Source organism: Paracoccus sp. IB05 (assembly GCF_016405985.1).
GTDB lineage: Bacteria > Pseudomonadota > Alphaproteobacteria > Rhodobacterales > Rhodobacteraceae > Pseudogemmobacter.
Genome location: NZ_JAEFCF010000001.1, coordinates 38,574 through 54,315, shown reverse-complemented (window position 1 = coordinate 54,315; position 15,742 = coordinate 38,574). Strand labels below are relative to the sequence as shown.

13 protein-coding genes are annotated in these 15,742 nt (G+C 64.4%); 5 read left to right on the top strand and 8 right to left on the bottom strand.

Annotated elements, in window-relative coordinates; genetic code table 11:
- From JC607_RS00235 to JC607_RS00225, 3 genes are all read right to left on the bottom strand, one after another.
- The gene (locus JC607_RS00235) at positions 1-1,356 is read right to left on the bottom strand and encodes an ATP-binding protein (protein WP_198835175.1); all 1,356 of its coding nucleotides are present in this window, start codon (positions 1,354-1,356) and stop codon (positions 1-3) included.
- Positions 1,356-2,024, bottom strand: coding sequence for a response regulator (locus JC607_RS00230; RefSeq protein ID WP_198834927.1), 669 nt, complete (start codon positions 2,022-2,024; stop codon positions 1,356-1,358). The genes JC607_RS00235 and JC607_RS00230 overlap by 1 nt, the downstream gene beginning before the upstream one ends.
- A gap of 116 nt (positions 2,025-2,140) precedes the next feature.
- Positions 2,141-4,093: a potassium transporter Kup gene (locus tag JC607_RS00225; protein ID WP_198834926.1), complete on the bottom strand. Its 1,953-nt coding sequence runs from the start codon at positions 4,091-4,093 to the stop codon at positions 2,141-2,143.
- Positions 4,094-4,250: 157 nt separating this feature from the next.
- Here JC607_RS00225 and JC607_RS00220 point away from each other — a divergent pair, with 157 nt between their 5' ends.
- From JC607_RS00220 to JC607_RS00200, 5 genes are all read left to right on the top strand, one after another.
- Positions 4,251-5,768 (top strand): DUF4118 domain-containing protein, encoded by a 1,518-nt coding sequence (locus JC607_RS00220; protein ID WP_198834925.1) that lies wholly within the window; start codon positions 4,251-4,253, stop codon positions 5,766-5,768.
- The gene (locus tag JC607_RS00215) at positions 5,765-6,469 is read left to right on the top strand and encodes a response regulator transcription factor (RefSeq protein ID WP_198834924.1); all 705 of its coding nucleotides are present in this window, start codon (positions 5,765-5,767) and stop codon (positions 6,467-6,469) included. Before JC607_RS00220 ends, JC607_RS00215 begins: the two co-directional genes overlap by 4 nt.
- A gap of 122 nt (positions 6,470-6,591) precedes the next feature.
- Positions 6,592-6,888, top strand: a complete 297-nt coding sequence (locus JC607_RS00210; protein ID WP_092902274.1) for a ribbon-helix-helix domain-containing protein — start codon at positions 6,592-6,594, stop codon at positions 6,886-6,888.
- Positions 6,889-7,001: 113 nt separating this feature from the next.
- On the top strand, positions 7,002-8,711 hold the full coding sequence (dld, locus tag JC607_RS00205; protein WP_198834923.1) for a D-lactate dehydrogenase: 1,710 nt from the start codon (positions 7,002-7,004) through the stop codon (positions 8,709-8,711).
- 38 nt (positions 8,712-8,749) lie between these two features.
- The gene (locus JC607_RS00200; RefSeq protein WP_370584709.1) at positions 8,750-9,127 is read left to right on the top strand and encodes a cytochrome c family protein; all 378 of its coding nucleotides are present in this window, start codon (positions 8,750-8,752) and stop codon (positions 9,125-9,127) included.
- Between the two features lie 36 nt (positions 9,128-9,163).
- Here the strand turns inward: JC607_RS00200 and JC607_RS00195 are convergent, their stop codons facing one another.
- The 5 genes from JC607_RS00195 to JC607_RS00175 form a co-directional block, all read right to left on the bottom strand.
- Entirely contained in the window at positions 9,164-10,735 is a 1,572-nt protein-coding gene (locus JC607_RS00195; protein ID WP_198834922.1) for a GMC family oxidoreductase, read from the bottom strand.
- A gap of 13 nt (positions 10,736-10,748) precedes the next feature.
- Positions 10,749-11,288 carry a Twin-arginine translocation pathway signal gene (locus JC607_RS00190; protein WP_198834921.1) on the bottom strand — a complete coding sequence of 180 codons (540 nt, stop codon included), beginning with the start codon at positions 11,286-11,288 and terminating at the stop codon, positions 10,749-10,751.
- Between the two features lie 76 nt (positions 11,289-11,364).
- Positions 11,365-11,760 (bottom strand): VOC family protein, encoded by a 396-nt coding sequence (locus JC607_RS00185; protein WP_198834920.1) that lies wholly within the window; start codon positions 11,758-11,760, stop codon positions 11,365-11,367.
- A 162-nt stretch (positions 11,761-11,922) separates the two neighbouring features.
- The gene (locus JC607_RS00180) at positions 11,923-13,080 is read right to left on the bottom strand and encodes a YncE family protein (RefSeq protein ID WP_198834919.1); all 1,158 of its coding nucleotides are present in this window, start codon (positions 13,078-13,080) and stop codon (positions 11,923-11,925) included.
- A 59-nt stretch (positions 13,081-13,139) separates the two neighbouring features.
- Positions 13,140-15,608, bottom strand: a complete 2,469-nt coding sequence (locus JC607_RS00175; RefSeq protein WP_198834918.1) for a TonB-dependent receptor — start codon at positions 15,606-15,608, stop codon at positions 13,140-13,142.
- Positions 15,609-15,742 lie beyond the last annotated feature (134 nt).

The following is a 15,742-nucleotide window of genomic DNA, read 5'->3' as shown; positions in this document are numbered from 1 at the left end:
TCAGGCGGGCAGGATCAACTCTGCCCGCTCACCGCCGCCCTCCCGGGGCGAGAGACATAATCTGCCGCCCATCCGCTCCATCACCGCCGCGACGATGGCCAGGCCCAGCCCGCTGCCCTGGCCCGAAGGGCTGGACGCGCCGCGCCAGAACCGTTCCGTCACATGGGCGCGGTCGGCGTCAGGGATGCCGGGGCCACGATCCAGCACGGTGAAGCGCACCTCATTACCTGCGCGCGCAAGACCTGCCTCGACCATGCCACCGGCAGGAGATGCGAGGATCGCATTCTCGATCAGATTGCGCAAAGCAGGCGCCAGCAGCATCGCATGCGCCGTATGCCAGAGCCCGGTTGTGCCCCGGATCTCAAGCGCCACGCCGCGCTGTGCCGCCAGCCCCTGCAGCCCCTCGGCCAGATCGGCAAGGAGCCGCGCGCCATCCTGATCCGGCCCGCTGCCATCGGCATTCTCTGCGGCGGTCATATCGAGAAGCTGGCGCACCATACGGTCGGTTCTGGCCACCCCGGTCGAGATCTGCGCCAGCGCGCGGTTGCGTGTCGCCTCATCAGGGGCGATCACCGCGACCTGGGCCTGGGTTTTCAGCCCGGCAAGCGGCGTCTTAAGCTCATGCGCGGCAAAGGCGGTAAAGCTGCGTTCGCGTTCTCGTGCGGCCTCGACCCGGCGAAAAAGCCCGTTCAGGGCGGTGACCATCGGGCGCAATTCGCGCGGGCCGGGGGCGGGGTCTATGGCCGAGAGATCGGTCGCCGGGCGCAGCGTCAGCCCCCGCGCCAGCCGGTCAAGCGGCGCAAGGCCGCGCCCGACCGCGAACCAGATCAGCGCCGCCAGCACCGGCAGAATGGCCAAAGCCGGCACCAGCAGGCCAAGGATCACCCCATGCACCAGCCGCTCGCGCATCGAAAGCGCATCGCCGACCATGACACGGACGCCCATCTCGGGGTCGATATGGGAATAGACACGCCAGGTCTCGCCATCGACCTCGCGCTCGGAAAACCCTGCCGCATCATCGGCAAGCCGGGTCTTCGGCGCGCCATCGGATTCGCTCTTCAGCCGGCCGTCAAAGCCCCAGACCTGGCAGATCAGCTCACGTGAATAGCCCTCGGGCCCGTCTTCGGGCAGGATATGCGGGCGGGCATGGGCCAGCGTTTCCACTGCCTCTCCCACAACGCCGCCATTGCGCGCGATCAGCGAGGCCACCATATGCGCCGATTCCTGAAGGCGCCGGTCCAGCACATGATTGACCTCGGTGCGGGTGGTATACTGGATCCAGACCACCGCCGAGAGCCAGACCGCCCCGGTCGCCGCCAGCAGGATCAGGAAGAGCCGCATCCGGATCGACGACATCATACCTCGCCCTCGGGGGCCAGCCGGTATCCCGCGCCCCGCACCGTCTCGATGAAATCGGCGCCGAGTTTGGTGCGGAGCTTATGGATATGCACTTCGACCGTGTTCGAGCCGACCTCTTCCTGCCAGCCATAAAGCCGGTCTTCGAGGAAGGATTTTCCAAGGATCGCGCCGGGGCGTTCCATCAGGGCCTGGATCAGGGTGAATTCGCGATTGGGAAAGATCACCTCGCGCCCGGCAATGGTGCCGCGCATCCGGGCGGGGTCGAGCACAAACCCGTTCCAGCTGAGATGGCTTTCCGCCCGGCCCTGGCGGCGCCGGAGGATCGCGCGCAGCCGGGCCGCAAGCTCGTCCAGCTCGAACGGTTTGCCAAGGTAATCATCGGCGCCGGCATCAAGGCCCGCGACCTTATCCTCGAGCCGGTCGCGCGCGGTCAGCAGAAGGACCGGCAGATCGCTCTCCGCCGCCCGCATTTCGCGCAGAAGGTCAAGACCGGAGCCATCGGGCAGCATCAGATCCAGCACCATCGCCTCGAAACTTCCCGCCGTCAGCGCCGCCCTGGCATCGGCCACCGACCCCACGGCATCGGGCGAGAACCCGGCCAGCCGCAGCCCGACGCTGAGCCCGTCGCGCAAAAGGTCGTCATCCTCGACAATCAAGAGCCGCATCGCTTCCCCATTTTTCCGGCGGGCCATTTTTCCGGCGGACCGTGGCGGGCCATGCCGCGCCCGGCTTAAGCCAGACTTAAGCCGGGCGGGAGCTCTGCGCCAGTCAGAGGCAGACTTCAGAGGCTCACCTGGGTGCCGATCTCGACCACACGCCCGGCGGGAATGCGGAAATAATCCTGAGCGCTGGCGGCATTGCGCGACATCCAGATGAAAAGCCGCGCCTGCCACATCGGCATCCGGGGCCGCACAGACGGGCGCAGGCTGCGGCGCGACAGGATGAAGGAGGTCGACATGATGTCGAATTTCAGCCCCTTTTGCCGCGCCAGCATCAGGGCGCGCGGCACATCCGGGTCTTCGGCATAGCCATATTGCAGGATGATGCGGCGAAAGCCCGGGGCGATCTCTTCATATCTCAGCCTGGTCTCATCGCTCAGCCGGGGCAGGTCGCGGGTGACGATCGAGAGGATGATATTCTGCTCATGCAGCGCCCGAAAATGTTTCAGACTGTGCAAAAGCGCAACCGGCGCGTTTTCGGGCGAGGCGGTCAGGAAGACGGCGGTGCCCGGAACCTTCGCAATGCGGTCACTGCCCAGCTTGGTCACCAGCGCCGCCAGCGGCAATTGCCCCTCGGCATCTTTCGCCTGGACAATGGCAGTGCCGCGCCGCCAGATCAGCATGACGACCAGCAGTGCTCCGGCAAGGGCCAGCGGCACATAGCCGCCATCCGCCACCTTCATCAGGTTCGAGCCAAAGAAAACCACTTCCAGCGCGACCAGCGGGCCCATCACGGCGAGGATGGCGATCACCGGCCAGCGCCAGTGCCAGCGCACCACCACCACGGCCAGAAGCGAGGTCACCAGCATCGCCCCCGAGACCGAGATCCCGTAAGCCGCCGCCAGCGCCGAGGAACTGCCAAAGGTCAGCACCAGCGCCAGCACCCCGAACATCAAAAGCCCGTTGATCAGCGGCAGGTAGATCTGGCCCTGTTGTTCCTCGGAGGTCTGGCGGATCTTCAGCCGCGGCAAAAGCCTGAGCTGGATCGCCTGTTGCGCCAGGGAAAACGCGCCGGTGATCACCGCCTGCGAGGCGATCACCGTGGCGAGCATCGCCAGCACCACCATCGGCACCAGCAGCTGCGGCGGGAACATAAGGTAGAACGGGCTTTCCAGGGCTTCGGGGCGGGTCAGAAGTTCGGCCCCCTGGCCAAGGTAGTTCAGCACCAAAGCCGGGAAGGTCAGGTAAAACCAGCCGATCCGGATGGGTTTGGCACCGAAATGGCCCATATCGGCGTAAAGCGCCTCGGCCCCGGTGACGGCCAGAAAGACCGAACCCAGAACTGCCAGCGCAACACCCTGATGCGCCAGCAGGAACTGCAAAGCGTGATGTGGCGACAGGGCAGAGAGCACCTCAGGCGCCTCGCAAAGCCGCCAGAGCCCGCCCGCCGCCAGCACCAGAAACCACAAAAGCATGACGGGGCCGAAAAAGCGCGACACAAAATCGGTGCCGTGTTTTTGCACCCAGAACAGCAGGATGATCACCGCCATGGCAACCGGCTCGACAAAGGGCGCTGTGCCCGGCGCGATCAGCTTCAGCCCTTCGACGGCAGACAGAACCGAGACCGCCGGTGTGATCACCGCATCGCCGGAAAACAGTGCGGCGCCGAGGATCCCGAGCACCACGAGGATCAGCGCCCTGCGGCCGCGCATCTGGCCAAGCGCGCGCTGCGCCAGCGCCAGCAGCGACAGCGTGCCGCCCTCGCCGTCATTATCGGCGCGCAAAAGGATGCCGACATATTTCACCGATACAATCAGCGTCAGCGTCCAGATGATCAGCGAGATCACCCCGAAGATATTCTCGGCCGGCACATGGCCGGGAATGGCACCGCTCGCCACCATCGCCTCGCGCAGCGCATAGAGCGGCGAGGTGCCGATATCGCCGTAAACCACGCCAAGCACGCCAAGGGTAAGCGCCGCCATGGCGGGCTTGCGGGCGCTGTGCCCTTCGCCAGGGGAGGCATGCGGCGTGTCGTGCGGCTTTTCCGGCGCGGCGGTCAGCGCAATATTCTGCATCGTCTTTCTCCTGTCCGTCGGGGCTGTGGCAGAAGCCTCGTGACGGTTTCACAGATCTGTGCTTCGCCGTGTAAGGAAGCGATGGGGAAAGCGCCGGGCGGCATAAGGATCGCATAAAGATTGTGGACAAATCCGGTGGCCAGGGTTTGATCAGCACATGGAGCCTGTGTTTGTCGATCCTCCCGTTTCCGGCCCGCGTCCGGCCGGTCCCCTGTCGAAACGTCCGCAGCAGATCCTGGCGGCGGTGCTGGTGCTGGTCCTGGTGACGGCGATTGTGGTGCCATCGCGCGGCTGGATGAGCGAGATCGTCGCACTTTTGCTATTGCTGATGGCGGTCCTGGTCAATGCCGCCGCTTTTGGCTTCTGGCCCGGACTCGGTTCGGCGCTGGTGGCGCTGGCGGTGTTCAATTTCTTCTTCGTCGAGCCGCATTTCAGCCTGATGGCGGCACAGCCCCAGGATATGATTGTATTGCTGGCTTTCCTGACGGCGGCGGGTCTGACCGGGTTCCTCGCCGGGCGAATGCGCGAACAGGTCGACAGCGCGCGGGACCGGGCGGTGGTGCTTGAGGTCCTGTCCTCGGCCAGCGGTGCGCTTGGCCGGGCAGGCAGCGAGGGGCAGATCCTCGACACGGTGATCCGCCATGTGACCACCCTTTCTGACGCGCCGGTTGCGCTGCTGAGCCGCAGCGCCACCGGGCTGGTCCCGGCGCCGGGAAGCCTGACGCCGCGCGAGGCGGATCTGCAGGCGGCGGAACAGGCGCTGATCCGGGGCCGGGTCGAGATGGCGATTGCCGATGGCTGGACCGGGTCGCATCTGACCTTCCATCCGCTGCCTCTGGGCGCGGCGGCGCGCCATGCGATCGGGCACCGGCTGCCCGAGGCCGTCGACCGCGATACCGGCTACCGCGAACAGGCCATCGACAATGTGCTGCGCCAGGCCGGTGCCGCGCTGGAGCGGCTGGAACTGGGCCGAAAAGCCAGTGAAGAGCGCGAGATTTCCGACCGCCAGGCGCTGCGCGCCGCGCTGCTCTCGTCGCTGTCGCATGATCTGCGCACGCCGCTTGCAACCATTCTCGGATCGGTCACCACTTTGCGCGACCTGCGGGGCAGCCTGCCGCCCGAGGCCCAGGAAGATCTGCTGAGCGCCACATCCGAAGAGGCCACGCGGCTGGCGCGCTATGTCGAAAACCTGTTGCAGATGACGCGGCTGCTGACGGGGGCTTCGGTCGCGCTGCACCCGGTTGAACCGGCGGATTGCGCCCGGGCCGCCGCCAGTCGCGCGCAGCGCGCCTTTCCGGGCGCCGCGATCACCGCCGATCTTCCCGACCTGCCGCTTGTGATGGCCGAGGCGGGGCTGGTCGAACAGGTGGTGTTCAGCCTGATCGAAAACGCGAAAGCCTATGCGCCGGGGCCGGTTCTGGTCACCGGCGCAACGGACGGCCCCGATATCAGACTGGAGGTCCAGGACCAGGGACCAGGCCTGCCCGAGGCCGTGCTGGCCTGGCTCGCCACCCCCGATCTGACCCGGGGCGAAGAGAAAAGCGGCCTCGGCCTGCCGATCTGCAAGGGGATCGCGCAGCTCCTTGGCGGACGGCTGGAGGCCCGGCCCGGCCCCGGCGCGCGGCTCGCCCTGATCCTGCCGGCGGCCTCTGCGGGCGGGGGCGGCCCGATATGACCGCGCGCCAGCTTATCCTCGTGGTCGATGACGAGCCGCAGATCCAGCGCTTCCTTGTTCATGCGCTGACGGCATCAGGCTATGACACCACCCTTGCCGCAACCGGTGCCGGCGCGCTGGAGGCGGTTGCGCAGCACAGGCCCGATCTGATGGTGCTTGATCTCGGGCTGCCGGATATGAACGGCAAGACGGTGATCGAGCAGCTCCGGGCCAGCTCGGACCTGCCGGTGATCGTGCTTTCAGCCCATGATCAGGAGATGGAGAAGATCCTCGCGCTGGATCTGGGCGCCAATGATTTCGTGGCCAAACCCTTTGCCATTGGCGAGCTGCTGGCGCGGTTGCGTGCCACATTGCGGCCAAGACGCGCCGCCGCAGGCGGGACGGCGGGGCCGGCAGCCTTGCTGCGCAGCGGCAGCCTCGCACTGTCGCGCGATCTGCGCGAGGTTACCGTGCTGGGGGCTCCGGTAAAACTGACCCCGAAAGAATTTGATCTGTTGCTCGCGCTCTTGGAGCAGCCGGACCGGATCGTGACCCATCGCCAGCTTCTGCTCAGGGTCTGGGGGCCGGCGCATGTCGAGGATATCGTTTATCTGCGGGTCTTTATCGGGCAGCTGCGGCAAAAGCTCGACCTGGCAGGCTTTGATGCCAGTGCGATCCGGACCGAGGCCGGGATCGGGTATCGCTGGATCCATCCTGACTGAGGGCCGCGTCTTATGGCGTCTTGTTCAGGCCAGATTGCGGTTTTGCCGATTCCTGCGCTGGACGCCCCGCCCCGGGCAGGCATAGACTGAGGCAGCATCAAACGGGAGGAGGACCGGATCAGATGTGTGAATTATTCGCCAGGCAGGATCCGGACCGTTATGTGCCGGTCACCCGCCGCATCCGCCTGAACGGGCAAAGCACCTCGGTGCGGCTTGAGGCTGCGTTCTGGACGATCCTTGACGAGATCGCCCGCGAACAGGGGGAATCGACCGGGGCGTTTCTCTCGACGCTGCATCGCGAGGTGCTGGAGTTCCACGGCGAGCCGGGGAATTTCGCTTCGCTTTTGCGCTGCACCTGTCTGGTGCGCATGGAAACACGCCGCGCCGCCCAGATGCCGGTCAGCCGCGCTGTGGCCTGATAAGGCCCGTTGCAGAACGTCCGGCCCAAAAACGCTTTGCGGACAATATGATACTACCCATTCCGCACCGGACCGGGCCATGATGGCGGCCGGGAACCGGGTGGGAGACAGAGATGCGCGACACGGGTGAGCTGCTGGCAGGGCTGCGTCAGCTGATCGGGTCCGGTCATGTGCTGACCGGCGCGCGGGCCACGCGGCGTTTCACGCGCGGCATCCGCTATGGCGGCGGCCAGGTCGAGGCGGTGCTTTGCCCCGGATCTCTGATCGAGATGTGGCGCGCCCTGAATGCCGTGATCGCGGCGGGCCGGGTGGTGATCTTTCAGGCGGCAAATACCGGCCTTACCGGCGGATCGACCCCCTGGGGGGATGGTTATGACCGCCCCGTGGTGCTGATCAGCGTCATGCGGCTGCGGGGGATCCATCTGATCGACGCTGGCAAACAGGTGCTCTGTCTGCCCGGATCGACGCTGGACGGGCTGGAACGCACGCTGAAACCTCTGGGCCGCGAGCCGCATTCGGTGATCGGGTCAAGCTGCATCGGCGCCTCGGTGCTGGGGGGGATCTGCAACAATTCGGGCGGCGCGCTGATCCGGCGCGGCCCGGCCTATACCGAAATGGCGCTTTATGCCGAGGTGCGGGCGGATGGCACGGTCGTGCTGGTCAACCATCTGGGCTTTGATCTTGGCGATGACCCCGAAACGATCCTCGCACGGGTTGAAGCAGGCGACCTGCCGGCACCCGCTCCGGGCGAGGCCTGGGGCTCGGACCGGGACTATGCTGGCCATGTCCGCGACGTTGATGCGGACACGCCGGCACGGTTCAATGCCGATCAGCGGCGGTTGCACGAGGCGTCGGGATCGGCCGGCAGGCTCGCGGTTTTTGCGGTGCGGCTTGATACATTCGAGGCCGAAACCGAGACCGCCGTATTCTGCATCGGCACCAATGACCCGGATGAGCTGACCACGATCCGCCGCGATATGCTGGCCGGGTTCAACAGCCTGCCGGTTGCCGGCGAATATATCCACGGCACCGCCTGGGATATTGCTGAGCGCTACGGCAAGGATACATTCCTTCTGATCCGCCGGCTTGGCACGCAGCGCATTTCCGGCGTCTTCGCGCTGAAATCAAAGATCGATGGCTGGACCGAACGGCTGGGCCTCGGCACCACGCTGTCGGACCGGATCGCGCAGGCGCTGTCGCGGCTTTTCCCGAACCATCTGCCGTCCCGGCTGCGCGATTTTCGCGCGCGCTTTGACCATCACCTCTTTCTGCGGATGGGCGGCCAGGGCATCGCGGAGGCCCGTGATTACCTTGCGCGCCGCTTCCCTTCCACCAGTGGCGATATGTTCGAGGCCACGGCCAGCGAGGGCGCTGCCGCCTTCCTGCACCGCTTTGCCGTGGCCGGGGCTGCCAACCGCTACCGCGCCGTGCATAAGCGCGAGGTCGAGGATATTGTCGCGCTCGACATCGCTTTGCGGCGCAACGACCGTGACTGGGTCGAAACCCTGCCGCCGGAGCTTGAGGTGCAGATCGCGCACAAGCTCTATTACGGGCATTTCTTTTGCCATGTCTTCCATCAGGATTATGTGGCGAAAAAGGGCACCGATTGCCTTGGCCTGGAACATGCGATGTGGAAGATCCTGGACCGGCGCGGCGCCCAATACCCGGCGGAACATAATGTCGGGCATCTCTACAAGGCGCCGCCGCAGCTGGCCGGATTTTACCAGAGCCTCGATCCGACCAACAGCCTGAACCCAGGGCTTGGCCAGACGCCCACCGCCCGCAACTGGCAAGGCAGCTGCGGCTGCGGCCAGACCCACTGATCCCCCGATTGCCCGAGCTTTTGCCAGGAGTGCTGTCCGTGAAGACCCCCGTTTTGTCCCTGTTGATGTCTTTGTTCCTCGTTCAGGCCGCCTTTGCCGGTGATGCGGAACAGGGCGAGAAAGTCGCGAAGAAATGCTTCGCCTGCCATGCCTTTGCGGCGGATGCGCCCCCGAAAGCCGGGCCGAATCTCTTCGGGATCATCGGGCGCAAGACGGCCTCGGTCGAGGGCTATGCCTATTCCAACGCGATGAAGGCCTGGGGCGAAGAGGGCCATATCTGGACGGTGGAAGAGATCGACGCCTTTATCGAGGCCCCGAAAACCGTGCTGCCGGGCAATAAGATGACCTTTGCCGGGCTGAAAAAGCCCGAGGAACGCGCGGATCTGCTGGCGTATCTCGCAACGCTGGGCGAGTAAGGAAAAGGGCGGAACCGAGGTTCCGCCCTTTCTCTTTCAGAGGTTCTGCTTCGACAGCTCGCCGGCGATGAACTCGGCCTGACGGATCGCAAGGGCGACGATGGTCAAAGTCGGGTTCTCGGCCGCGCCGGAGGTGAACTGGCTGCCATCCGAGATGAAAAGGTTCGGGATGTCATGGCTTTGGCCGTGTTTGTTCACCACGCCGTCCCGCGGATTTTCCGACATCCGGTTGGTGCCGAGGTTATGCGTCGACGGATAGGGCGGCGTCGGCAGGGTGCGGGTTGCCCCGGCGGCGCGGTAGATCGCCTCGCCCCGTGCATAGGCGTGATTGCGCATCGCGATATCATTGGGGTGATCATCGAAATGCACATTCGGCGCGGGCAGGCCGAACTGGTCGACAGCGGTGGCCGACAGCGTGATGCGGTTGGTCTCCTGCGGCATATCCTCGCCCACGATCCACATCCCGGCCATGTTCTCATAGCCATCCATCGCCGAGGTGAAGCTGCGCCCCCAGCCGCCCGGATCAAGGAAGGCCGCCATGAAGGGAATGCCAAGCGCAAGGGTCTCCAGCTCATAGCCGCCGACGAACCCGCGCGAGGGGTCAAGGCGTGCCTCGTCCTGCACGATCCCGGCCATGGTGGTGCCGCGCCACATCTTCACCGGCTTCTCAAACACGCCGTAAACCGATCCGGTGACATGGCGCAGATAGTTGCGTCCGACCTGGCCCGAGGAATTCGCGAGCCCGTCCGGGAACATCGAAGACGCCGAATTCAAAAGGATCCGGGGGCTTTCGATGGAATTGCCCGCCACGCAGACCACGCGGGCCTTCTGGAAGTGGTGATTGCCATCCTTGTCGGCATAAAGCACGCCGGTGACGCGGCCTTTGTCGTCATGCTCGATCTTCAGCGCGTGGCAGCGGTCGCGGACCTCAAGATTGCCGGTCGCCTCACCCTTCGGGATATCGGTATAGGCCGAGGACCATTTCGCGCCCCATTTGCAGCCCTGGAAACAGAACCCGGTCTGCTGGCAGGCGAGACGGTCATCGTAATCGACCGAATTGATCGCCATGCGGCCGGTATGGACCTCCTTATAGCCAAGCGCCTTCGCGCCCTTTTCCAGCACTTTGTAATTGTTGTTGCCGGGCAGGCCCGGGCGGTCGCCGGTGCGGGTCACGCCAAGTTTGGTCTCGGCCTTTTCATACCAGGGCGCCATTTCCGCGCCATCAATCGGCCAGTCGAGCAGGTTCGCCCCCGTCACATGGCCATAATTGGTCCGTGGCTTCCATTCATGCTCCTGGAAGCGCAGGCTCGCCCCTGCCCAGTGGATCGAGGTGCCGCCCACGGCCTTGACGATCCAGGCCGGCAGGCCCGAGAAATCCTTCGCCACCCGCCAGTCGCCCGATGTGGTGCGCGTGTCGGTCCAGGCCAGCTGAGCAAAGCTGTCCCATTCGTCATTGATGTAATCTTCGGGCATATAACGCCCGCCGGCCTCCAGCGAGACGACCTTGACGCCCTTTTGCGCCAGTTCATTCGCCAGAACACCGCCGCCCGAGCCTGTGCCGATGATCAGAACGACGGAATCGTCGTCCAGTTCAAATTTCGCAACCATTGATCCGCCCCCCTCAGAGCCAGCTGATATCGTCAAAACCGCGATGCAGATAACCGCCCTGGCTGAAGGATTCACCCTCATAGCCAAAGATCGGCCAGACGGCCTTCTGGTTATAAAGCCCCGTCACAAGGCCGCCGCGGATCTGCTGGAAGAAAGCGGAGTTCTCCATCCCGCGCAGCAGGGCAACCCGGTCATCCTCCCACCCGATGGACAGGTAATCCGCATGTCCGGCGCCCTGCGCGGCGGCATTCAGCGCGGCAATCCCGGCTTCAACCCCCGGGGCGGCTTCGGCCGTGTCATAGCCTTTGACGGCAATGACATAGAATTCATCGGCGATGCGGTCATGGGGGTAGATATCGCGGGCCATACGCACCAGCGTGGCCATGGTCTCGGGCTTCAGCGTGGTCGCCTCATAGGCCCAGGCGGCATCGGGGGCGGCGATAAAGCCCGCGCCGATGATCATTCCCGCGCTTGCGGCAAAGCTGCGCGAGATCAGCTGGCGACGGGTGAGGGCGTTCCCCCTCAGTCCGCGATTTGCGGTCAGGGTCGTCATAGTCTCCTCCTTGCTTTTTCAGTCGGCTGGGAGTTCCCGGCGCGGCTCCTCTTCCGCGCAGGGCTGCCGTTTCAGATTATTGGTAGCGCCCCGCGCGCTGCAGCACTTCGATCTGGTAACCGTCGGGATCGGCGATAAAGAAAAACCGGGCGATGACGTCGCCGCCAGGCGCGAAATCGACCAGTTTGCGCGGGGCAAGGCCGGCAGCTTCCAGGCGCGCATGTTCTGCATTCACATCAGTGACCGAGACCGCGAGATGGCCGTAGCCATCGCCGAGGTTATAGGGGTCAACACGGCCCTTGTTGACGGTCAGTTCCAGTTCGAACCCGGTTTCGGCATTGGCGAGATAGATCAGGGTGAAGGTCTCAAAATCGAGGCGTTCCACCACTTTCAGGCCGAATGCCTGGTCGTAGAATGCGAGCGAACGGGCTTCGTCCAGCACGCGGATCATGGTATGAATCATCCGGGCCATAGTGTCTCCTTGCTTTCGCACAGCAAAGGACAGAACCGGGTCATGGGGGTAGTATCATGCTACTGACGGGAAAATTGTTCCCCTGCTGCGCTGAAGTGACATGGCCCGCGCCAAAGGCGCGGGCGTAAGGGCAGGGCGGCTGCGGGCGGCCTCCGGTCGGGGTCAGGGGGTCTTCGCCGCCATCAGATCGCCAAGGATCGCCAGATCCAGCCGGATCACCGATCCGATTGTGCCCGGGGCATGATCCGGATGCTTGTCATTCGACGGTTCCGAGACCGAGGCGAACAGGACCTGGCCGCTCTCGTCCAGCGCAAGATTGCTCGGGAAGGTCTTGACCGCGAGATCACGGGTGACGCTGTAGTCTTTGGTATTGACCACGGTGATGCCGCCGGTGCCGTCGCGTATCTGGCTGTTGATGCCATACCAGGTGACATAGGCCTCATCGCGCAGCGGGTTCCAGATCACATCCAGCGCGCCGGGACCAATCGGCACCTGGGCCAGAATACTGCCATCAGCGGTGTTGAAGACGTAGAGCCTGCCCTCATGGCTGTCGACCGCAAAGAGCCGGCCACCCGCCGCATCCAGCGAGAGGTTCACCATGAAATGCGCGGATTTATCGCCCTGGCCGGGGGCGGTGTCACCGGTCGAGAAGGTGGTGATCTTCTCGCCGGTTTCCGCGTTCAGGACGAGGATTTCCTCGGCCCCGCCACCTCCGACATAGAGGCGGTCACGCCCGTCAAACGCCAGACCCGCCGCCCAGATCACGGCTTTATCGGTGCGCGAGGTGACCTCGCCGGTCGCGCCGTCGATGATCCAGACGATGCCCTCATCGGTCGGGCCGGTGACAAAAACGCGGCCCGTTGCCTGATCGACCTCGATCATGCGGGTATGTTCCATCTTGCCATTGGCTCCGGTTTTCCCGAGCTGGATCATGCGCAGGAACAGGCCGCTGCGCGCATCGATCACCGACAGGGATCCGTCTTTGGTATTGCCGGCGTAAAGCAAGCCCCGCGCGTGATCGACCGCCAGCGCGAAGGGACGGCGTTTGAGCTGAATGCGCCGGATCGGGGCGAGGGTGTCTGCATCGAGCATATAGACATCACCCGCCGCGCCATCGGTGAAATCCGGCACCGAGGCGGCAAACACCGCGCCCAGTTCGGGCACCGAGAGCACCTCATAGCCGCCGGGAATGGCGCTGGTGCGGGTGGCGGCGGGCGCGAATTCGGCCGGCTGCATCTGGGGAATGCCCTCGGCCAGCAGGGGCGATGCGGTGAAGAGGAGCATTGCCAGCACGAGCCCCCTGCGTGAGAGAAAAGTCATGGAAAATCTGCCTTTGCGAGTGGTCTGAAAGCCCCGGCGGCAAGCGCCGGGGCCTGGAATCAGAAGCGCGATGTCAGGGTGAACATCGCATTGCGCGGCTCGCCATAGACGCCTGCGACGCTGGCGGAATGGTAATAGCTCTCATCGAAGAGGTTGTTGATGTTGAGCTGTGCCGACCATTTGTCGTTGATGTCATAGCGCAGCATCGCATCCACTACCGCGAAAGAACGCTGCGAATTCCGCACCGACCCGACACCCGGAACGCCCAGCCTGTTCCAGCTTTCGCTCTGCCAGCGCGCGCCGCCGCCGATGGTCCACTGGCTGTGTTCGCCCGGCAGATTGTACGTGGTGAAGATCTTCAGGGTATTTTCCGGCAGGAAGCTGTTGGCCTGGCTGCCATCGGGATTGGTGGCCTTCATCTTCGCCGCACCGAAGAACAGGTTCCAGCCGGGCGCGATCTCGCCCGAGACCTCGAGCTCGACGCCCCGCGTGGTCTGGCCCATCGCGCCGTAATAGGCCTGATCGGTGCTGCCGGGCACATAGACCGGATTGCCACTGGCATCTTCGGCGCCGGTCGCGACATTGTCCTGATAGGTGCGGTAGTAGGACAGCGAGGCGTTCAGGCGCCCCTCATACCATTCGCCTTTGATGCCGACCTCTTCGCTTTTGCCCTGAACCGGGTCGAGATAATTGCGGTTGATGTCGCGATAGCTCTGCGGTCTGAAGATCTGGGTATAGCTGGCAAAGACCGAAACATCTTCGGTCACGTCATAGACGAGGCCAAAATAGGGGGTGAATTCCCTGAAGTTGCGGGTATCCGCGCTCCAGTCGGTATAACGCAAGCCGAGGATCGCGGTCAGCGGATCGGCAAGCGAGAGCCGGGCCGCACCATAGGCGGAATATTCGGTCGCCTTTTTCTTCCACTCCCCGGCCTGGGGCAGGGTGAATTGCGGGCGGGGCAGGCTTCCGTCCCAATCATAGACGCTGCCCATCGTGGGCTGGGTGCCGACGATGTCGTAATCATCGGCCTTGCCCCAGTCACGCCCGGCATGGACGCCGAAATTCAGCGTATGGTCGCGGCCAAAGGCCTGGACCGGGCCAGAGACCGAGGCATCCAGCGCGATCTGGCGCGCCCATTCCTCGGCCTTGCGGGCAAACAGCGTCATGCCAAGGCCGGTGACCGGATCGGGGCGGCCATAGAAGCGGGTATTTTCCGCCGAATAGCTGCGGGTGACGGCGCTCAGCGTTGCATTGCCGGTCCAGCCGCCGCCGAAATCATGATCGGCCCGGATCGTTGCCATATCCTGTTTGCTCGACCAATAGGCCCAGTAAGGCGCGCTCGACCAGTTGCGCGGGAAAAGCGTCGGCGTGCCATCAGCGAAGAGCGTCGGGAAGGCGCTCCATTCCGAGCCCTTCGGGTCGTGATTGCGATGTTCATAGCTGAAAGACAGCGTGGTCGCGTCATCTATATCCCAGGCCAGCGTGCCATAGATCGTTTGTTTATCAACGCTGTATCGGTCGCGGAAACTGTCGCCGCTGTATAGGTCGACGACCAGACGCCCGCGCAAAGACCCGCTTTCATTCAGCCTGTTCGAGACATCCAGCCCCAGACCCATGCGGTTCCAGCTGCCATAGCGTGTCTCAATGCTGCCGGTCAGCTCGGTTGCGGTGGCCTTCTTGCGCTCCATCCGCACGGCGGCAGAGGGGTCGCCGGGGCCGGTCAGCAGGCCGGTCGCGCCGCGCACCACCTCGGCATGGTCATAGGTCGAGGTCGAGGATTGCAGGCCAACCCCGGACATGAAGCCGATGCCGCCATCGATCACCACACCATCCACGATATAGCTGGAGACCCATTGCCCGCGCGACCAGGTATTGTCGCGGTCGGTCTCGAAAATCGCCGAATGCACGCCGGTCGTGTAGGACAGCATCTGCTGTGTGGTGCCGAGATTCTGGTCTTTCAGCCGCTGACTGGTGATCACGCTCACCGATTGCGGCGTTTCCTTCAGGCTCATCGGCAGGCCGGTCGAGCCGGTTGCGGCACCCGTGGTATAGGAATTGCTGCCCTCTGTGGTGGTCGGGTCAGTGACCAGCAGGATCGTCCCGAGGTTCTGCGCGCCGTCCACAGTGCCGCCGACATCTGAGGCGTCGGAGGCGCTGCCGAGAATGGTCACGGTCGTGGCGCCGGTGAAGCTGTAATTCAGCCCGGATCCTGCCAGAAGTCGCGACAGCGCCTGTTCCGCCGACATGGTCCCGCTGATCGCCGGGGCCTGCGTCCCCGCCGCGACCGAGGTCCGATAGGCGATCTGCAGCCCGGTCTGCCGCGCCAGATCGCGCAGCGCCTGACCCAGCGGCTTGGCCGCAATATCCAGCCGGTGCGTGGCCGCATTCTGCGCCAGGACCGCAGGCGCGGTCAGCATCATAAGCGCCGGGCCACCTGCCAGCACACCAAGACTGAGCGCAGTCCCCGAGAAAAGAACGGTCAGGCGCCGCGCGGCCGCGCGCCGGAAATGGAGGAAACTGGCAGGCATCAGACCCTTACCCTTTCTGTCATTGCAACGGACCCCATTGCCGGGGCCGGCGAAGCGAAGAGCGTGGGTATTGGCCTGCCTGGACCCTTCCTATCAGTGACGGGTGAGGCCGGGTTTTGCCTAAAGACAAAAAT